The organism is Alloprevotella sp. OH1205_COT-284, from assembly GCF_003859795.1.
Taxonomy (GTDB): Bacteria; Bacteroidota; Bacteroidia; order Bacteroidales; family Bacteroidaceae; genus Alloprevotella.
In genome coordinates this window covers 20,807-40,906 of the sequence record NZ_RQYI01000001.1, presented here as the reverse complement: position 1 = coordinate 40,906, position 20,100 = coordinate 20,807, and the positions used below count along the sequence as shown (strand labels likewise).

14 protein-coding genes are annotated in these 20,100 nt (G+C 53.6%); all 14 read left to right on the top strand.

Translation table 11 applies throughout. The features are described 5' to 3' along the window. The first annotated feature begins 24 nt into the window (after nt 1-24). On the top strand, nt 25-1,038 hold the full coding sequence (gene gldL / locus EII14_RS00155; protein ID WP_124930550.1) for a gliding motility protein GldL: 1,014 nt from the start codon (nt 25-27) through the stop codon (nt 1,036-1,038). A 27-nt stretch (nt 1,039-1,065) separates the two neighbouring features. Further along, nucleotides 1,066-2,619 (top strand): gliding motility protein GldM, encoded by a 1,554-nt coding sequence (gene gldM, locus EII14_RS00150; protein ID WP_124930549.1) that lies wholly within the window; start codon nt 1,066-1,068, stop codon nt 2,617-2,619. Nucleotides 2,620-2,667: 48 nt separating this feature from the next. Beyond that, nucleotides 2,668-3,741, top strand: a complete 1,074-nt coding sequence (gene gldN / locus EII14_RS00145; RefSeq protein WP_124930548.1) for a gliding motility protein GldN — start codon at nt 2,668-2,670, stop codon at nt 3,739-3,741. 110 nt (nt 3,742-3,851) lie between these two features. Continuing rightward, nucleotides 3,852-4,511, top strand: a complete 660-nt coding sequence (gene upp / locus EII14_RS00140; protein ID WP_124930547.1) for a uracil phosphoribosyltransferase — start codon at nt 3,852-3,854, stop codon at nt 4,509-4,511. A gap of 937 nt (nt 4,512-5,448) precedes the next feature. After that, nucleotides 5,449-7,293, top strand: a complete 1,845-nt coding sequence (locus EII14_RS00135; protein ID WP_124930546.1) for an ABC transporter ATP-binding protein — start codon at nt 5,449-5,451, stop codon at nt 7,291-7,293. A gap of 123 nt (nt 7,294-7,416) precedes the next feature. Next, nucleotides 7,417-9,267 carry an LTA synthase family protein gene (locus tag EII14_RS00130; protein ID WP_124930545.1) on the top strand — a complete coding sequence of 617 codons (1,851 nt, stop codon included), beginning with the start codon at nt 7,417-7,419 and terminating at the stop codon, nt 9,265-9,267. A 3-nt stretch (nt 9,268-9,270) separates the two neighbouring features. Continuing rightward, nucleotides 9,271-10,179, top strand: coding sequence for a peptide chain release factor N(5)-glutamine methyltransferase (gene prmC, locus EII14_RS00125; RefSeq protein ID WP_124930544.1), 909 nt, complete (start codon nt 9,271-9,273; stop codon nt 10,177-10,179). A 63-nt stretch (nt 10,180-10,242) separates the two neighbouring features. Further along, nucleotides 10,243-13,071: an excinuclease ABC subunit UvrA gene (gene uvrA, locus EII14_RS00120; RefSeq protein WP_124930543.1), complete on the top strand. Its 2,829-nt coding sequence runs from the start codon at nt 10,243-10,245 to the stop codon at nt 13,069-13,071. Between the two features lie 118 nt (nt 13,072-13,189). After that, nucleotides 13,190-15,811: a DNA mismatch repair protein MutS gene (mutS, locus tag EII14_RS00115; protein WP_124930542.1), complete on the top strand. Its 2,622-nt coding sequence runs from the start codon at nt 13,190-13,192 to the stop codon at nt 15,809-15,811. A gap of 28 nt (nt 15,812-15,839) precedes the next feature. Then, the gene (locus tag EII14_RS00110; protein ID WP_124930541.1) at nt 15,840-16,565 is read left to right on the top strand and encodes a nitroreductase family protein; all 726 of its coding nucleotides are present in this window, start codon (nt 15,840-15,842) and stop codon (nt 16,563-16,565) included. A gap of 813 nt (nt 16,566-17,378) precedes the next feature. Continuing rightward, complete coding sequence (locus EII14_RS00105; RefSeq protein WP_124930540.1) at nt 17,379-17,981, top strand: riboflavin synthase; 603 nt, start codon at nt 17,379-17,381, stop codon at nt 17,979-17,981. Nucleotides 17,982-18,008: 27 nt separating this feature from the next. Beyond that, nucleotides 18,009-18,659 (top strand): endonuclease III, encoded by a 651-nt coding sequence (gene nth / locus EII14_RS00100; RefSeq protein WP_124930539.1) that lies wholly within the window; start codon nt 18,009-18,011, stop codon nt 18,657-18,659. Between the two features lie 72 nt (nt 18,660-18,731). Continuing rightward, complete coding sequence (locus EII14_RS00095; RefSeq protein WP_124930538.1) at nt 18,732-19,253, top strand: OmpH family outer membrane protein; 522 nt, start codon at nt 18,732-18,734, stop codon at nt 19,251-19,253. Nucleotides 19,254-19,267: 14 nt separating this feature from the next. Further along, the gene (murI, locus tag EII14_RS00090; protein ID WP_124930537.1) at nt 19,268-20,080 is read left to right on the top strand and encodes a glutamate racemase; all 813 of its coding nucleotides are present in this window, start codon (nt 19,268-19,270) and stop codon (nt 20,078-20,080) included. The last annotated feature ends 20 nt before the right edge of the window (nt 20,081-20,100 follow it).

The window sequence follows — 20,100 nt, the reverse complement described above, 5'->3', positions numbered from 1 at the left end:
CTCTCGCAATCAACGCTTAGCCTTATGAGCAAACTCAATATCGTCGTCCGCCTCCAACACTGGATGGACAGTGTGCCCGGACAAACCTTTCTCAACTACGCCTATTCGTGGGGCGCAGCCATCGTAATTCTCGGCGCACTCTTCAAACTCACCCACATTCCCGGCGGCAACCTCATGCTTTTCCTCGGCATGGGCACCGAAGCCGTCGTGTTTTTTCTCGCCGCTTTCGACCGTCCTTTCGACAAAGAAGAAATCGGCAAGGAATTGGCCAAAGATTTTGAAACCGACGAGGAAATCGAGCGCGCCGAAGGTTGGATTGAAAACGATACCGAACACGGCACCGAGCACGAGATTGAACATGAACATCGCCACCACGAACACCGCGCTTCCGAAATCGAAACACCCTCTTCTCCGGCAGCGGCTCACGGCAGCGGCGTGCCGGGCGGTTCGACGATCATCATCGGCGGCACATCGGCAGTCGGTAGCGGAGTAGCTCCCTCTTCCGGTGAAGGAGAAGCCGCAGCAAACGCTCCCGCCGGTTCATGGCAGGCGGCCGTCGCCAACCTCTACAACACCCCCGAAGGAACCGCCACCGTGGAACAAGAGGCCGACAAACTCGCCACCATTATCCGTTTGGCCAACGACGAACTCCTGCGCCGTGCACAAGCCGTTTTGTCGCCCGAAATGGAAGCCGCCACGCAAGACTACATCGGAAAACTCACCACCCTCAACGAAACCCTTGCCAAAGTAGACGAACAGAGCGCAAGACTCACACGCGACTCTCAGGAAATGGAAAACCTCAACCGCACGCTCATCGGCATCAACAAGGTTTACGACCTGCACTTTGCTTCCATTTCCCGACAAGTCAATACCATTGAAGACATCAATGCGCAAACCAAAGATTTGGCGGCCAAAATCGAAGAGGTCAATCGTATTTATGCCCGCATGATGCAGACGCTCAGCATCATGAGCAATCCCGCAGCCGCCATGACCGCCACAGCTTCTGCCGCCAATCCCCAAAGCGAAACCGAATTATAAGTAGAAAACATTCAACATTCCCGACGAATGTCTATCAAGAAAAAACCAATATCGCCCCGACAGAAGATGATCAACCTGATGTATGTCGTGTTGATGGCCATGCTGGCACTCAACGTTTCCAACGACGTACTCAAAGGTTTCGTTCTCGTGGGCGACAGTCTTGATCGCACCATTGCCAACGCGGAAAAAGAAAACCAAGCCATTTACGACGACTTCGCCACACAGCTCAAAGCCAATCCCACAAAGGTGAAACCGTGGTTTGAAAAGGCACAACGCGTCAAAATGGCTTCCGACAGTCTGTGTCGAACGGCCGAACAACTCAAATGGGCGATTGCGCGCGAAACCGACGGGAGAGACGGAGATCCTCAAAATTTGGAAAACAAAGAAGATCTCGAAGCCGCCTCGACCATTATGCTCAACCCCGTCAGTCTGCGCGGACGAAAACTCTATGATCACATCAACCGCTATCGCCAACTGATCACCTCTTTCATTTCCGACAAACGCCAACAGGCACTCATCGCCTCCAACCTCTCGACCGAAGTTCCGGCCAATTCCGACAACCTCGGAAAAAACTGGCAGGAATACATGTTTGAGTCCATGCCCTCGATAGCCGCCGTGACGATGTTGAGCAAGTTGCAGAGCGATGTCCGCAAGGCCGAAAGCGAAGTGTTGCACACCCTTGCCGCCAACATCGACCTCAAAGACGTGCGTGTAAACGAACTCAATGCCTACGTGCTGCCCGAAGCCACCACGCTCTTTCCGGGCGACGAGTTTCGGAGCCGCATCTTCATGGCGGCCGTGGACACCACGCAACGCCCCGAAGTCTACGTAAACGGCCGTCGCATCGACAACGGCGGACAATATAACTTTCGTGTCGGTGCTCCCGGCGAATACAACTTTTCGGGCTACATCACCGTTCCCAATGCCGGCGGCGAAATCATTCGCCGCGAGTTCCGACAAAAATACAACGTCATCGCTCCTCCGACCGGTGCCACCGTGGCGGCCGATTTGATGAACGTGCTCTATGCCGGCTATGACAACCCCATTTCCGTGAGTGCTTCCGGCGTGGCCGCCGACAAAATCTCGCTCTCGCTCAACGGCGGTACGCTCTCGCCCAAAGGCAACGGAAAATACGTGGCTCGTCCCTCCAAGGTCGGACAAGACGTGACGTTTTCCGTCAATGGCGTTGTCGGCGGAAAGCCACAATCGCTCGGAAGTTTCTCTTTCAAGGTGCGCAAGCTCCCCGACCCCTCTGTTTTCATCGCCGTGGGCGACGATCTGATCAGTGGCGGTCGCATCGCCAAAGGCAGCATCGTCGGCGCAAAATCGCTCACCGCCGCTATCGACGACGGCCTGCTCAACATTCCTTTCCGCGTGCTCTCGTTTGAATGCGTCTTCCACGACCGCATGGGCAACGTGCTCACCCGCGCCTCCTCTTCGGCCTCGTTCACCGAAGACCAACGCAACCTCATTCGCACGCTTTCCAAGGGCAAGCGTTTCTACATCAGCAGCGTCCGCACCATTGGCCCCGACGGCATGGAGCGTACCCTGCCCGGCTCGCTCGAAGTGATCATCAACTAACCCCCCGGCGCATCACCGCCATATCCGACACTCAGAATATTTGATTTTATGAAGTGCTCTCGTCTTTTCTTCCTTTTGCTCCTTTTTGTCGGCCTTTCCGCCGTAGCACAGCCCCCTGCACGCCGAAACGAGGCGGCAGCGGCCAAAAAAACAGCTGCCGCCAATAACGGCACCGCGGGCAAAGGCTCGATCCGCGAATTTCCGACGGCCGTCAAAATGCCCGAAGATGCCGCATGGCGACGCGATGTGTACCGACGCATTCATCTCAAACAGGAAGAGAACGCGCCGCTCTACTATCCCGTCACCCCCACTCGCGATCGGGCAAACCTTTTTGTTTATCTCTTCCGACTCATCCTGAGAGGGAAGATCAAGGCCTACGAATATACCATCGACGCCAACGAGCATCTCGATGAGGCACATGTGGTGAAGGGGCGGAAAATCATGGACGACAACAGCATCTTCTACGAAACCGTCGAAGGCAAACTCCGTGTCAATGACGCCGACCTTCCCTCGGAAGACGTCAAGGTCTATTTCCTCAAAGAGAGCGTTTACTACGATCAGCACACCGCCACGTTTCGCACCAAGGTGTCGGCACTTTGCCCGGTCGTCGTCACCGAATTTGGCGAAGGAGAAAACCAATACAAACCCCTCTTCTGGATCAGCTACGAGGAGGCCGCTCCCCATTTGGCCAAACTTTCCCTCATGGGCAGCAATCTCAACAATGCCGCTGTCATCTCGGCCGATGACTATTTCTCGACCAATCGCTATCGCGGAGATATTTACAAAGCCACCAACCTCCAAGACCGCATTATCGAGCAATACGCCACCACCGATTCCGCACAAACCAAAGAGCGCACCCGCATCGAAAACGAACTGAAAATGTTTCAAGACCATGTTTGGGGAAATCTTCCCAAACCCAAATCTCTTTCGACCGCCGCCGATTCCCTTGTGCAAGCCGCCGATGCGTCCGACACGGGAAAAACCGCATCCGATCGCCGCAAAAAGACGCGACGGGCATCGCGCTCTGCCTCAAAAAACACGGCATCGCCGCCGAAAGTGAAAACCTCGAAAACTTCATCATCGTCATCGCGCACCTATTCCGTGCGTCGCCAACGACGATAGACACCGACAACACCCTCCCCTTAGGAGATGTTCGACAAAGAGCATCTCTAAGGGGAGTTTTTTTGCGCCCGTTTCTCTCTCTTCGTGCATCCAAATACATACGACATATTATGAAAGTTATCAACTTCTCCGAACAAAACTCCGTCATTAACAACTACATCGCCGAGCTGCGCGACGTCAATATCCAAAAAAATCGCGCATGGTTTCGCCAAAACCTCCGCCGCATCGGCCACGCCATGGCTTACGAGGTGTCGCGCACGCTCGATTACAGCAAGAAAGTAGTGCAAACGCCTCTCGCACAAGCCGACGCCAATACCATTGACGACCGCATTGTCATCGGCACCGTGCTCCGTGCCGGCATCGCTTTGCACGAAGGGTTTCTCGATGTCTTCAACGATGCCGACAGCGCATTTGTCAGTGCCTATCGCAAAGAGGGACGAAAGGAAGACATCGAAGTGTGTGTGGAATACATCGCCTCGCCCGATCTCAATGGTTGTACTTTCATGCTCGTCGACCCAATGTTGGCCACGGGCGGCAGTTTCAATTTGGCCTATCAGGCTTATCTCACCAAAGGCACTCCCGCCAAACTGCACATTTGCGCCGTGATCGGCTGTCAAGAGGGAGTGGAAAGGCTCAAACAACTCTTTCCCTCAGACGACGTCACCCTTTGGATTGCTGCCATCGACCCCGTGCTCAACGAAGCGGCCTACATTGTGCCCGGACTGGGCGACGCCGGCGACCTTTGCTACGGCGACAAACTGTCGGAATAACCGTTTCGACAGCGTACCCTCATCGTTTCTGCCTTTTTGTTTGGAGGCCGCTCCGGAGCTTTGGTTCCGGTGCGGCCTCACACCATGAGAGAGGGGATAGTCCCAATGTCGAAAGTCCGAATTACCGAGAAGAGAAGCAAAAAGAAAAGCGATTGGGAACTTTCGGAATTTAGGTCTGTGATAGATTTTTCTACTCGTTACTCCGTTTGTTCTACTCCTTGGGTAAGACGCGTTCCGACGCACCAAAGCATATCCCGACAAGTCGAAGAGGAGGTGCAACCATTCTTCGTAAAAAAAACATTTTCAGCCCTTACCCAGACTTTTTCCTTTTTTTTGTCTACATTGTCTACATTTTTTGTGTAAATCGCAGATATATAGATTGTTGTGAGTGTATGCAACACGGGAAATCGTCTACATTCGTTGTCACAACCTACACGTTGCATCGGGAAAGCGTGCAAAGGCTCGAAATCGCAGAATGTATAAAATGTATAATAAGTAGGTTTTGGGGAAATCCGTCTACATTCCTTTTGGTCTGTGTATCATTGACTTCCCCATTTTTCGTGTAGATGGGAAAATTGTTGTCTACACTCCGATGTTGTTGATATTCAGTGAAATGGGAGGAGAAGTGTATGTTTTTCGACGATTTTATGAGATCATTGTGAGATAAGCCTCCCGTAACGGGGCAATCTTCCCCCCCTAAAAACCACACTTGATGCGCAACCCAAGGTGCGTTCGTTCACATTGCGGAGAAATCGGCGGCGGTTTTGCTGCGTGTGGTTTTGGGAATGCGTATGGTTTTGCCGCGGTCTTGCAGGCAACGATATGATAGAAATGAGCGGTGAGCGGTAGCTCTAAGACAAGATATTTCGCCCGAAAGATGTCGGTGTCTCGCTTTTTCTGTGTATTTTTGCAAGGCAATATATAAATACGATTTTTCGTGAAAGAATTTTTCAGAATGATGCGACGCTACGTCGCACCCTATAAGGCTTATTTGGGAGCTTCGCTCTTATTCAATGTGTTCAGTGCGGTGCTCAACATTTTTTCTTTCATTTCGCTTGTGCCCATGCTCCAATTGCTTTTCGGCATCAACCGGCAGCACTACGAGTTTCGCCCTTGGCAGTTCGACGATTTGAAAGAAATCCTCATCAACAATCTCTATTACTACACCACACGTCTGATTGCCGAATACGGTGCCAGCACCACGCTGCTCATGATCGGCTTGTTTCTGGTGTTTGCCACGGCCTTGAAAACGTCGTGCTACTTTGCCTCCGTGGCCACAATGGTGCCGGTGCGAACGGGCATTGTGCGCGATATTCGCAATGCCGTTTATCGCAAAATCACGCGCCTGCCGCTTTCTTTTTTCAGCGACGAGCGAAAAGGCGACATCATTGCCCGAATGAGTGGCGACATCAACGAAATCGAAAATTCTATCATGGGAAGTTTGGAGATGATCATCAAAAATCCCGTGTTGCTCACCATTTATTTCGGCGTGTTGCTCTACACCTCTTGGCAACTCACGATTTTCACCATCGTCGTGTTGCCGTTAATGGGGTGGGCAATGGGTAAAATCGGCCGAAAACTCAAACAATCGAGCATGTTGGCACAAACAAGGTGGAGCGAAACGATGTCGCAACTCGAAGAAACCCTTGGCGGCATGCGCATCATCAAAGCCTTCGGTGCGGAGCGCAAGATGCAGGAGCGGTTTGAGAAAATCACCAATGACTTTCGCAACATTTCAGCCTCGGTGTCCACCCGGCAAGGATCGGCACACCCCGTGAGCGAATTTCTCGGCACCTGTCTCATCGTGCTTGTGCTGTGGTATGGCGGAACGCTCATTTTCTCCGACAACAGTCCCATTGATGCCCCCACGTTCATCTTCTACATGGTGATTTTGTACAGCCTCATTCAGCCGCTCAAAGACCTTTCGAGAGCCAGCTACTCCATTCCCAAAGGATTGGCTTCAATGGAGCGCGTCAATAAAATTCTATTGGCCGAAAATCCCATTTGCGAACCGGAAAATCCCCTTACCGTCGAAAAGTTGGAAGACAGCATTGAGTTTCGCAACGTGAAATTCGCCTATGCCAATGCCAACGACGAAGAGCCCAAACTCGTCATTCGAGGAGTGGACTTCACCGTGCGGAGAGGGCAGACTGTGGCTCTTGTCGGACAGAGCGGAAGCGGAAAGAGTACGTTGGTCGATCTCGTGCCGCGATACCACGATGTGACGGAGGGTAGCATTTTGATCGACGGAAAAGACGTGCGCGCCCTCCGTTTGAGCGATCTGCGCGCCCTCATCGGCAATGTCAATCAGGAGGCCATTCTTTTCAACGACTCGTTTTTCAACAATATTGCTTTCGGCGTCGAAAACGCTACGCTCGAACAGGTCATCGAGGCCGCCAAAGTGGCCAATGCCCACGACTTCATCATGGCCACCGAAGCCGGATACGACACCTCGGTGGGCGATCGTGGCTGTCGATTGTCGGGCGGACAACGCCAACGTATTTCTATCGCAAGAGCCATTCTCAAAAATCCCGACATTCTCATTCTCGACGAGGCCACTTCCGCCCTTGACACCGAGAGCGAGCGTTTGGTGCAAGAGGCGTTGGAGCGACTGATGTCGAGCCGAACCACGATCGCCATTGCTCACCGGCTTTCGACCATTCGCCATGCCCACGAAATCCTCGTACTGCACGAAGGACGAATCGTAGAACGCGGTACACACGACAGCCTCTTGCAACTCAACGGCTACTACAAACGCCTCAACGACATGCAGCAGCTGTGAGACGCGGAGGGAGAGTTTGAGGCAACGGAAGCTGAACGACATTGCCGTTGCCGAAAGTAAGCCCCTCCCCCGACCCAATACAACATAGCAACTAAACTCGTTTTCATCCATAACATCATTGTTGTGACAACAAGATTATCGTTTCTCCTCAAATTCTATGCGACGCTCGTTTTAACTTTCGTCGTCGCCAAATTCGTGTTTTTCCTACACAACGGCTGGGTTTCGCCGACGGACACGTTTCAAGTCATTGCCCACGGTCTTGCCCTCGATCTCAACGTCGCGGCCTATGCCTCCGCACCCTTGTGGCTGGCAATGCTGTTCGGCCTTTTTGTGAAAGAAAATCGGTGCGAGAGCCTGCTGCGTCTGCTCTATCGCGTCTACACCTCCGTCATCGCCCTGACCGTCATATTGGTCTTCATCGTCGATACCATTCTCTACGAAAAATGGGGCTTTAAGCTCGACGCCGTCTGCCTTTCCTACCTCGACAATCCGTCGGGAGTAACCGACAGCCTCAACACCGGGTTTGTCGTTGTCGCCTTGGTGGTGTTTCTTCTGTTGGTGGGCGGTTATGCTCGTTTGCTGTGGACACTTTATCCTCAAAAAGAAGCCTTGCTCCGCTCCTCGTCGATGAGGCAACGGTCGTTTTTCGGCACCGTTCTGTTGCTGGTCGGCGGTTTGCTCTTTTTGGCTGTTCGCGGCGGTGTGGGTACTTCCACGGCCAATGTTGGCATGGTTTACTTCTCCTCCAATCAGTATCTCAACCACTCGGCCGTCAATCCGATTTTCTCGTTCTTCTACTCGTTGTTCAAAGAGAAAGACTACTCCCGACAGGCACTTTATTTTTCGCCCGAAGAGGCCGATAAGATCTTCGAAACCTTGGGCTACAACACTGAAAGCCGCATTCTCCCCACCGACTCCCTCCTCACCGTCCGACGCCCCAACGTGTTGCTCATTCTCATGGAAGGGTGTGGCGGAAGAGTGGTGGGCTGCACCGAAGGCACGAAAGGCGTCACCACTCATCTCGACCGGTTGGCCGAAGAGGGCGTGTTCTTCTCGCGCTGCTACGCCAACAGTTTCCGCACCGACCGCGGCACTATCTGCGCTTTCTCCGGCTATCCGGCCTTCCCCGATGCCAGTGTGATGAAGATGCCGGCCAAGTCGCGCGTGTTGCCCTCCATCGCCGGATCGCTCAAAGCCGAAGGCTACAACACGGCGTTCTATTATGGCGGCGACAAGAACTTCACCAATATGAACTCCTACCTCCTCGCCACGGGGTACGACCTCGTAATGGGAGATGCCGATTTTCCCGAAAAGCTCCGCGGCACACACAAATGGGGTATCACCGACCACTTGATGTTTGCCGAACTGCTGAAAGAAATCGACCGCACGCCGACCGACAAACCTTGGTTCAAAACGATACTGACTCTTTCGAGCCACGAACCTTGGGAAGTGCCCCACGAGCAGCTTGACGATCCCGTGCTCAATGCTTTTGCTTATCTCGACAAATCGATCGGCAACTTCATAGCGGAGTTTCGTCGTCGTCCCGAATGGAACAATACGCTGATCGTCATTCTGCCCGACCACGGCGTTTCGTGGCCGGTGGACATCAACGAGTTTGACACGCGCAAATACCACATCCCGATGATTTGGACGGGAGGTGCCGTCAAACAGCCGCGTCGCGTTGAGGCGATCTGCAACCAAACCGACCTCCCGGCCACGCTGCTCGGACAGCTCGGCATCGGCCACGAACGTTTCCGCTTCTCGCGCGACGTGCTCTCGCAAACCTACACCAACCCTTGTGCCTTCCACGCATGGCCGGAAGGCTACACGTTGATCGATTCGACAGGCGTCACCACCTACGAACTGGCCATTCGAGGCGCATCAAACACCACTCCCGACCCCACGGGCATTCGCCTCAACAAGGCCAAGGCGTTTATGCAAAAGATCTATCGCGATCTTGAACATCTGAAATAAATCATGTGCCCCCCCCCTCTCATGAAAATCGATCATTCCCTGTTCCGCCTCGACCGCATGATTGCGCTGAGGCTCACGCCCGACTACGACGAACGCGAAGCCAAAGCCATTGCCGCCTGCTATCTTGCCGATCGCTTCAAGGTGAACCGAACCGACATTTTGCTCGACAAAACTCTCTCGCTCACCTGTGAGGAAAACGACAGGCTTCAAGAAGACATCTTCCGCCTTGAACGGGGCGAACCGTTGCAATACGTGCTCGGTCATGCTGAGTTCGACGGTCATTTCTTCGAGGTGTCGCCCGCCGTGCTCATTCCCCGTGTCGAAACGGTCGGGCTTGTGGAGCTTGCCGCCGCACGTTGTTCCAAAGGCCGGGCATGTATTCTCGACGTGGGAACGGGTAGCGGTTGCATTGCCGCAAGTCTGGCCTTGCGCCTGCCCGATGCCGACATCACGGCGTGGGACATTTCGCCCGATGCGCTCGCAGTGGCGCGTGGCAATGCCGCCTCGCTCGGTGCAAACATACGCTTCGAACAGAAAGACGTCATCCCCCTTTCGGAAGAGAGTTGTCCGCCCGAAAGACCATTTGATCTCATCGTGAGCAATCCGCCCTATATCCGCCGACGCGAAGCGGCCGATATGGCTCGGCATGTGGTCGAACACGAACCTCACACGGCACTTTTCGTACCCGATTACGATCCGCTGGTGTTTTACCGCGCTCTCGGTCGGTTTGGCACGACGCACCTTGCGGACGGCGGCGTGCTCTGCGTCGAAACCCACCGCGACTACAACCGACATGTGCTCGAATTGTTTGAATTGCTCGGCTATGACGATGTGTCCGCTTCAAACGACTGTTTCGATGCTCCGAGATTTGTTTGTGGAGTGATGCGGCGAAAAAGCCATCATCAACAATAAAGCGTAGTTCCGAGAGGAATTGACGTTTCCTTTTTTTCATCTTACATTCTCCCGATTTCCCGTATGAACAACGCCATCATCGTGAAAGGTGCGAGGGTCAATAATCTCAAAAACATAGATTTGGAGATTCCTCGCGAAAAATTTGTGGTCATCACCGGACTCTCCGGTTCCGGAAAATCCTCATTGGCTTTCGACACGCTCTATGCCGAAGGACAACGCCGCTACGTGGAGAGCCTTTCGGCTTATGCGCGACAGTTTTTGGGAAGAATGAACAAGCCAGAATGCGATTTCATCAAGGGATTGCCTCCCGCCATCGCCATCGAACAAAAAGTGACGAGCCGCAACCCCCGTTCGACCGTGGGCACGAGCACAGAGATTTATGAATATCTTCGCTTGCTTTTTGCCAGAATCGGTCGCACCTATTCGCCTGTGAGCGGAGAGGAAGTGCGGCGTCATAGTGCCGACGACGTGGTGGAGGCCGTTTTGAAAAGACCTGTCGGCACGCGCTTCACCGTGCTCGCACCGCTCAAAACACTGCACGATCGCACCTTCAAGGAGCAGATCGAAGTGATGATGCAGCAAGGGTTGTCGAGGCTTGACGTCGACGGAAAAATGTTGCGCATGGAGGAAGCTGTCGAGAGCGAGGCTGCTCTGTTTGAGAATGAACGGGCATTGGCCGAAAAGCGGCTTTTTTTGTTGATTGACAGACTGGTTGTCGATGGTTCGAAAGATGGCATTTCACGCCTGACAGATTCTGTCGAAACAGCTTTGTTTGAGGGTGACGGCGAATGCTTGTTGCGTTTTTATCCCGAGGGCGAACTGGTGTCGTTTTCCACACGCTTTGAAGCCGACGGCATTGTTTTTGAAACACCCGGCGACAACTTGTTTTCTTTCAACTCTCCGGCCGGTGCATGCCCAAAGTGCGAAGGTTTCGGTCGTGTTGTCGGCATCGATGAAAGCCTCGTCGTCCCCGATCGCTCTTTGTCGGTCTACGATGGCGCGGTGATGTGTTGGCGCGGTGAAAAGATGAGCATTTGGCAACAAGAGTTCATGCGAAAAGCGGCACAACACGATTTCCCCATTTTTGAGCCCTATTTCAATCTGACCGATGCGCAGAGAGAGCTGCTTTGGCATGGCGGAAAAGGCATCGTGTGGGATGAAGGAGGAGGCGATGTTTCGATCGACAACTTTTTCCGCATGCTCGAAGAAAATCAATATAAAATTCAATATCGTGTGATGCTCTCTCGCTATCGCGGCAAAACCTCTTGTCCCTTTTGCAAGGGGAGTCGGTTGCGAAAAGAAGCTCTCTATGTGCGCGTCGGCGGACGGACGATAGCGGATTTGGTGCGAATGCCCGTGAGCGAACTGTCGGAATGGTTCGACGCGTTGCAGCTCGACGAGCATGAAACCCAAGTCGCCTCTCGCCTGCTGGTCGAAATCCGCAATCGTCTTCGCTTTCTCGACGAAGTCGGGTTGAGCTATCTCACCCTCGATCGTTTGAGCAATTCGCTCTCCGGCGGTGAGAGCCAGCGCATCAATCTGGCCACCTCTTTGGGAAGTTCGCTTGTGGGCAGTCTTTACATTCTCGACGAGCCTTCCATCGGTCTTCATTCTCGCGACACGGATCGCCTCATTCGCGTGTTGCAACAATTGCGCGACCAAGGCAACACCGTCGTGGTGGTCGAACACGACGAAGACATCATTCGTGCTGCCGACCACATCATCGACATCGGCCCCGAAGCCGGAAGAAACGGCGGAGAAGTGGTGTGGAACGGAACGGCGATGTCGGTTTTGAAATCCTCGAAAACAACCTCCGTGCAGAGTCACACCGTCAATTTTCTGAACGGCGCGGAAAGCATTCCCACACCCTCCGTTCGCCGACGTTGGAATCGTTCGATCGACATCATCGGTGCCCGTCACAATAATCTCAAAGGCATTGACGTAAAGTTTCCGCTCAACGTCTTTACGGTGGTGACGGGTGTTTCCGGCTCCGGTAAATCAACCCTTGTGCGCGACATTTTCTATCAAGCCCTGCGGCGGGAACTCAACGAAGGAGGCGAACGTCCGGGAGAATTTGTGCGCATCGAGGGAAACATCGCCGACATCAAAATCGTCGATTTTGTCGATCAAAATCCTATCGGAAAATCTTCACGCTCCAACCCCGTCACTTATGTGAAGGCTTACGATGAAATCCGTAAGCTCATGGCCGAACAGCCTTTGGCTCGACAGCTGGACATGACTCCGGCCTTCTTCTCGTTCAACACCGACGGCGGTCGTTGCGAAGAGTGCAAGGGTGAGGGTACGGTGAAGGTGGAAATGCAATTCATGGCCGATTTGGTTTTGGAGTGCGAAAGCTGTCACGGCCGTCGTTTCAAGTCGGAAGTGCTCGATGTCAAATTCGCCGGCAAAAACATCTGCGACATCCTCGACATGACGGTCAATCAGGCCATAGAGTTTTTCGACGCGAACAAGAAAAAGAAAATCGTCTGCCGTTTGCGTCCGCTGCAAGACGTGGGGTTGGGCTACATCAAACTCGGACAATCTTCTTCCACCCTCTCCGGGGGTGAAAATCAACGCGTCAAGCTGGCTTATTATTTGGGACAGGAGCGTTGCGAACCTACCTTGTTTATCTTCGACGAGCCCACTACCGGTCTTCACTTCCACGACATTCAACGCCTTCTCAAAGCCTTCGACGCATTGATTGACCGTGGCCATTCTATCGTGGTCATCGAGCACAATCTCGACGTCATCAAAACGGCCGACCACCTCATCGACCTTGGCCCCGAAGGAGGAGCCGAAGGCGGCCGCCTTGTGTTTGCCGGCACTCCCGAAGAGTTGGTGAAACACGGCAAGGGCTACACTGCTCGCTATTTGAGCGAAAAAATGGCGTAATGTTTGGGTGTTGATTACAAATTTATGCACTATTCTCCTATTGAGGTGGTGCTTTTTTTGTATCTTTGCTTGCTCACTTTTCCGATTTACTCCGAATTTATTTCTACCTCATATCTCCATGGCAAAAGAAGAACTCACGCCGATGATGCGGCAGTTTCACGACATGAAATCGGCCAATCCCGATGCCATACTGCTGTTTCGATGCGGCGACTTCTACGAAACTTACTGCGACGATGCCGTCGTGGCCTCCCAAGTGTTGGGCATCACGCTCACCAAACGTAACCAAAAGGGAGCGAGCGGCTCGACCGAAATGGCCGGTTTTCCTCATCATGCACTCGACAACTATCTGCCGAGGCTGGTGCGTGCCGGCTATCGGGTGGCCATTTGCGACCAACTCGAAGATCCGAAGCAGACCAAAAAACTCGTTAAGCGAGGCATCACTGAATTGGTAACGCCCGGCGTGGCCTTGGGGGACAACGTGCTGACAAGCCGCGAAAACAACTTCTTGGCGGCCATACATTTCGGAGCGGCCTCCGTGGGGCTTTCCCTGCTCGACATCTCGACGGGAGAATATCTCGTGGCCGAGGGAGAGGTGGAATATATCGACAAGCTTTTGGCCGGTTTCATGCCCAAAGAGATATTGGTGGAACGCGGTTTGAAGGGCAAATTCGACAATCTCTTTTCGGGACGCTATTTTGTGTTCGAACTCGATGACTGGGCTTTTGCCGACACCTCGGCGCGCACGAAGGTATTGAAACACTTCGACGTGAAAAACCTCAAAGGTTTCGGGGTCGATCATCTGCATGTCGCCACGACGGCGGCCGGAGCCATTCTCACTTATCTCGACCTCACGCAGCATCACCAAACCGACCACATCACGCGCCTCTCGCGCATAGAAGAGGAGCGTTTCGTTCGTCTTGACAAATTCACCATTCGCAACCTCGAACTCATCTCCACCAACCACGGCGACGGCCGCTCGCTGCTTTCCGTCGTAGACCGCACACTCACCCCCATGGGCGCGCGACAGTTGCGCAGGTGGATGCTCTTTCCGCTCCGTTCGGTCGACGAAATCGAGCGTCGCCTCGACAGCGTCGAGCATTTCTTTCGCCACCCCGATTTCCGCGAACTCTGCGAGATGGAGTTGGCCAAGGTGGGCGATTTGGAGCGCATCGTGTCGAAAGTGGCCACCGGCCGCATCAATCCGCGCGAGATGCAACAGCTTCGGCAGGCCTTGGAAACCGTGATGGTGCTGAAAAACGTGTGTGCTTCTGCCGCACAGGAGAGTATTCGCACCATTGGCGAACAGCTCTCGCCCTGCACCGAACTGCGGCAGCGCATCGAGCGAGAACTCCGCACCGATCCGCCTTTGGCCGTGAACAAGGGCGGAGTGATCAACAACGGTGTGGATGTGCAGCTCGACGAACTGCGTGAAATCCAGACATCGGGTAAAGACTATTTGCTCAAAATTCAAGAACGCGAAATCAATCGAACGGGTATTCAAAGCCTGAAAATCGGTTTCAACAACGTCTTCGGCTACTACATCGAAGTGCGCAACACCTACAAGGAATACGTTCCGGCCGAATGGATACGCAAACAGACGCTCGTCAGTGCCGAACGCTACATCACGCAGGAGCTGAAAGAGTATGAAGAGAAAATTCTCGGAGCGGAAGACAAAATCCTTGTGCTCGAAACGCGCCTCTACGCCGAGCTGGTTCAGGCCGCGGCGCAATGTATCAACGACTTGCAGCGCAATGCCCGCGCTCTCTCCGATTTGGACTGCTACCACTCCATGGCGCATCTGGCCAAAGAGCGGAGATACGTCCGCCCCGTGGTGGACGACAGTTTGGTGATCGACATCAAAGCCGGTCGCCACCCCGTCATCGAAACCCTCATGCCGGTCGGCGAGGAATATGTGCCCAACGACGTTTTGCTCAACACCGACGACCAGCAAATCATCATCATCACGGGGCCGAACATGGCCGGTAAGAGTGCGCTGTTGCGTCAAACGGCACTCATCACCCTGCTTGCACAAATCGGAAGTTTCGTGCCTTCCGATGCTGCCCGCATCGGCGTGGTCGACAAGATTTTCACCCGTGTCGGAGCGTCGGACAACATTTCGGTGGGCGAGAGTACTTTCATGGTCGAAATGAGCGAAGCGGCCAACATCATGAACAACCTCACGGAGCGTTCGCTCGTGCTCTTCGACGAGCTCGGACGAGGCACCTCGACCTACGACGGCATCTCCATAGCTTGGAGCATCGTAGAGCACATTCACGAACATCCCAAAGCCCACGCCCGCACCCTCTTTGCCACCCACTACCACGAGCTCAACGAGATGGAACACCTCTTCTCGCGCATCAAAAACTACAATGTTTCCGTGCGCGAGGTGGATCACCGCGTTGTCTTCTTGCGCAAGTTGGCGCGCGGCGGTTCCGAACACTCTTTTGGCATACACGTGGCGAGATTGGCCGGCATGCCCTCGCCCATAGTGAAGCGGGCGGAAGTCATTCTTGCACAACTCGAAGCCAACAATGCCAACAACGGAAAAATGCCCGATATGCCCGAAGAACTTTCCGCACCGTCTTCGGGAAGCGGAACACAGTTGTCGTTTTTTCAGCTCGACGACCCTGTCCTTTCTTCCATTCGCGACGAAATTCTTCATCTCGACATCAACAATCTCACGCCTGTCGAGGCACTCAACAAACTCAACGAAATCCGAAAAATACTGACCGGAAAATAAATCCTTCGGTCTTTTCACGCTTTTTCTCATGACACTTTCAGACATTCTCCACCACCGCCGCGCCGTGCGCAATTTCGATCCCGACCGCCGGCTCGACGACCAAATCGTGCGTCGCTGCATCGAACAGGCCGTGCTTGCTCCCACCAGTTCCAACATGCAGCTTTGGGAAGCCTATCACGTGACCGACCCCCAACTGCTCCGCACCCTTGCCCATGCCTGCTTGGATCAGCAAACGGCACGCACGGCTCGGCAAATGGTGGTCTTTGTGACACGACAAGACAAATATCGCACCCACGCCAAAGCCAATCTCGACCAATCGGTGGACAACATTCGGCGCACCTCTCCCGCCGAAAAACAAGACAAGCGCATTCGTCGCATGACGATCTACTACGGCCGCATCATGCCGTTTTTCTATGCTCGTTTTTTCGGACTGCTCGGCTGCTTCCGCAAAATGCTTGCCCTCGTCATCGGGCTGTTTCGCCCCATCGTGCGTCAGGTGTCGGAGGGCGACACCCGCGTCGTGGTTCACAAGAGCTGTGCCCTTGCCGTGCAAACCTTCATGCTCGGCATGAGCGAAGCGGGCTATGACACCTGCCCCGTCGAGGGCTACGACTCGCGACGCATTCGCCGCGCACTCAACCTGCCCTGCGGAGCGGAGATCAATATGCTCATCACCTGCGGCATCCGTCTGCCCGACGGTGTTTGGGGCGATCGTCTGCGCATGCCCTTCGAGGAGTTTTATCACAAAATCTGACGGCGATTTGTTCGCCCCGACAAACCACACGAACCACACGCGGCTTGATGTCGAAAAGTTCTTTGCGTGCGGAAGCAAGACGACATCGAGCCGCGTTTTGCCCCCAATTTCACCCCATATTTTGTTTTTTGCGGTTTTGCCTTCGCTAAATGATCTATCGTCTTGATTATTAGTTTGTTTTGTGCGAAGGCAAGTGAAGGCAAACCCCTTAAAGGGTTTTTCAAGGGGTTGATAATCAGCGGTGTTACGGTGAAGGCAAAAAGCAGTGTTTGCCTTCACCTCCTTCCGCTCTCTCGGTGTGAAACATTGCCATTTCGGATAGGTGAAGGCAAAAAATAGCTCCAATGGGTTGATTTTCAGATTTTTGCAAATCCATTTTTTATTCTTCCTTCATTTGCCTTCGCACAAAACGGATTGATGTTCAGTGTGTTGTGCTGTTTTGCGAAGGCAGTGAAAGCAAAATTCAATCACAAGGGAACGCGCGCGTGCGCGCGAGGGACGATGTTTTTTCCTCTTCTGCTTTCGCGGCGATCACTGCCTCCCATGTAGAAAAAACTAACGCTTAGTTAGAAAATTCTACCTCCCATCCAAATGCGGCGAAGTGCATGAGGGGAGCAGCGGGATTTTCAAAAACCGAAATGCCCGGCCTTTCGGCCACAGCGGTCGTCTTGCTTTCACCGCTTCCTCATGGAGCGATCGGCAACCGCCCGCCGAAGGCCGGGAAATGTCAAGGTTTCATATTTATGTTGCCGAGATTTCCGTTTCCGAATCTAAATGCGTACTTTTGTCGTATCATCAACAATTCATACACTTATGTTTTCAGGAATCATAGAAGCCACGGCTCGAATCATGGCCATTGAGCAAGAACAAGAAAATATACATTTCACCCTCGAATGCCCCTTCGGCGATGAACTCAAAATCGACCAAAGCGTGGCACACAACGGAGTTTGCCTCACGGTGGTGCGCCGGGAGGGCAAGCAATATGTCGTCACGGCCATGAACGAAACCTTGGAACGCAGCAATCTCGGAGTGCTCAAAGTGGGCGATGAGGTGAATGTGGAACGCTCGATGATGATGAACGGGCGGCTCGACGGACACATCGTGCAGGGACACGTCGACCAAACGGCTGTTTGCGTCGAGAAAACAAGCGAGGAGGGAAGCTATCGCTTCACCTTTGCTTACGATTACGACAGCCGAATGGCGCAACGCGGATATTTCTGTGTGGACAAGGGGAGCGTGACGGTCAATGGAGTGAGCCTCACCGTGTGCAACCCCACCGAAAACTCGTTTCAAGTGTGCATCATTCCCTACACCTACGACAACACCAACTTCCACGGCATAGAGGTGGGAACGAAAGTCAATTTGGAGTTTGACATCATCGGAAAATACATTGCCCGAATGCAACAACTCGGCTGATTGTCCGACAGGGTCTCAACGAAAATTATGCGCAAACAAGAGCTTTTCAACCATGTGCTCGATTTCTTTGAGCGCACCATGGATGCCACCGAAACCGAACTTGACTATCGCAACAATTTCGAACTGTTGGTGGCAGTGGTACTCTCGGCACAATGCACCGACAAACGCATCAACATGGTGACACCCCGGCTTTTTGCCGACTATCCCACGGCCGAAGCCATGGCCGCTGCCACGCCGGAAGTGATCTTCGACTACATCAAGACGGTGAGCTATCCCAACAACAAGGCCAAGCACCTTGTGGGACTGGCAAAGGGATTGATGCGCGATTTCGGCGGCGAAGTGCCCTCCACACTCGAAGAACTGACCTCGTTGCCCGGCGTGGGGCGCAAAACGGCCAATGTGGTGCAGGCCGTGGCTTTCCACAAGGCGGCTTTGGCCGTGGATACGCACGTGTTCAGGGTTTCGCACCGACTTGGGCTTGTGCCCAAAAAGGCAACGACGCCTTATGCCGTCGAAATGGCACTGATGAAGTACATTCCCACCTCGAAAGTGGCAGCCGGACATTATTGGATTTTGCTCCACGGCAGATACGTCTGCACTGCCCGAAAACCCCATTGCGACAAATGCGGACTGGCCGATGTCTGCCCGTCGCGAAAGCAGTTTGCGGCGGAGTCATAGCGGCTTCGAGCAACATCGGCCGGCAACACGAATACGCCCCATTTCATACGGACGTCTAAAAAACAAATTCTCATGAAAAAACAACTCTTTCTCCTCTCCTTCCTCCTCTTGGCGACCTTCATCGGACTTTCGGCGCAATCGGTGGCGAAATACGGCTATCTCAGTCGAAAGGCCATTGTCGAAGCCCTGCCCGAAACCATGGTAGCACGCTCGCAACTCGACACCCTTCGCGCCAAATATGAGGCCGAAACGCACTATAACGAAACGGAGTTTCGCCGCCAGTTTTCGGAATTTCTGCAAAGTCAGAAAGGACTGCCCGAACCGATCTTGCTCAAACGGCAAAGTGATTTGCAAATTCTGATGGAACGATCGCTCGCCTTTCGACGGGAGGCCGAAATCTTGCTCAAAAAAGCCGAGACCGATCTCTTTGCCCCGATCAACACGAAAGTCGATGCCGCCATCCGCGTGGTGGGCTCCGAAAGAGGATACGACTGCATCATCGACACCGACGCCGGCTCCATGCCCTATTTCAATCCCGCGCTTTCGGAAGATGCCACTTCGTTCGTGAAAGCCAAACTCAACACGCATCGATAGACACACACAGAGCAATGATTGGTGTTTTCGACTCCGGATATGGCGGACTGACCATTTTGCGACAGATTCGCAGCCTTCTGCCCGAATACGATTATCTCTATTTGGGCGACAACGCGCGTGCCCCCTACGGCTCGCGCTCTTTCGATGTGGTCTATCGCTACACGCTCGAAGCCGTTCGGGCACTTTTCGACCGTGGTTGCGAAATGGTCATCTTGGCCTGCAACACCGCTTCGGCCAAAGCCCTGCGCACCATTCAGCAGAACGACTTGGAGAAACTCGGCGGAGAGAAGCGCGTGTTGGGCGTCATTCGCCCCACCGTGGAGATCGTGCCGACCTTGACGCGGTCGCAACATGTGGGCGTTTTGGCCACGCAGGGCACGATACTCTCGCGCAGCTACGAACTCGAAATACACAAACAAAATCCCGACATCAGCGTGACGGGAGTGGCCTGCCCGATGTGGGTGCCGCTGGTGGAAAACTGCGAGTATGACACGCCCGGAGCGGACTATTTCGTGAAAAAACGCATCGACCAGATCTTGCGCATCGACCCCGAAATCGACACCCTCATCTTGGCTTGCACACACTATCCGCTCTTGATGAACAAAATCGTGAAACACACACCGCCCGGCGTGCGCGTCATCTCGCAAGGCGACTACGTGGCGGCCGCACTGCGCGACTATCTGCGGCGGCATCCCGAAATGGACTGCCGGCTCGAACGACGAGGAACGGCACGATTTCTCACCACCGAAGACTCGGCCAAATTTCTTGAAAACGCTTCCATATTCATGCCCGGATGCGACATCGAAGTGGAAAAAATAATGCTCTGATTTCACTTTCCCCTTAAATC

What these genes read in the sequence shown, in the direction of transcription:
- gldL (WP_124930550.1), top strand. Translation starts at nt 25, where the DNA reads ATGAGCAAACTCAATATCGTCGTCCGCCTCCAACACTGGATGGACAGT.
- gldM (WP_124930549.1), top strand. Translation starts at nt 1,066, where the DNA reads ATGTCTATCAAGAAAAAACCAATATCGCCCCGACAGAAGATGATCAAC.
- gldN (WP_124930548.1), top strand. Translation starts at nt 2,668, where the DNA reads ATGAAGTGCTCTCGTCTTTTCTTCCTTTTGCTCCTTTTTGTCGGCCTT.
- upp (WP_124930547.1), top strand. Translation starts at nt 3,852, where the DNA reads ATGAAAGTTATCAACTTCTCCGAACAAAACTCCGTCATTAACAACTAC.
- prmC (WP_124930544.1), top strand. Translation starts at nt 9,271, where the DNA reads ATGTGCCCCCCCCCTCTCATGAAAATCGATCATTCCCTGTTCCGCCTC.
- uvrA (WP_124930543.1), top strand. Translation starts at nt 10,243, where the DNA reads ATGAACAACGCCATCATCGTGAAAGGTGCGAGGGTCAATAATCTCAAA.
- mutS (WP_124930542.1), top strand. Translation starts at nt 13,190, where the DNA reads ATGGCAAAAGAAGAACTCACGCCGATGATGCGGCAGTTTCACGACATG.
- EII14_RS00110 (WP_124930541.1), top strand. Translation starts at nt 15,840, where the DNA reads ATGACACTTTCAGACATTCTCCACCACCGCCGCGCCGTGCGCAATTTC.
- EII14_RS00105 (WP_124930540.1), top strand. Translation starts at nt 17,379, where the DNA reads ATGTTTTCAGGAATCATAGAAGCCACGGCTCGAATCATGGCCATTGAG.
- nth (WP_124930539.1), top strand. Translation starts at nt 18,009, where the DNA reads ATGCGCAAACAAGAGCTTTTCAACCATGTGCTCGATTTCTTTGAGCGC.
- EII14_RS00095 (WP_124930538.1), top strand. Translation starts at nt 18,732, where the DNA reads ATGAAAAAACAACTCTTTCTCCTCTCCTTCCTCCTCTTGGCGACCTTC.
- murI (WP_124930537.1), top strand. Translation starts at nt 19,268, where the DNA reads ATGATTGGTGTTTTCGACTCCGGATATGGCGGACTGACCATTTTGCGA.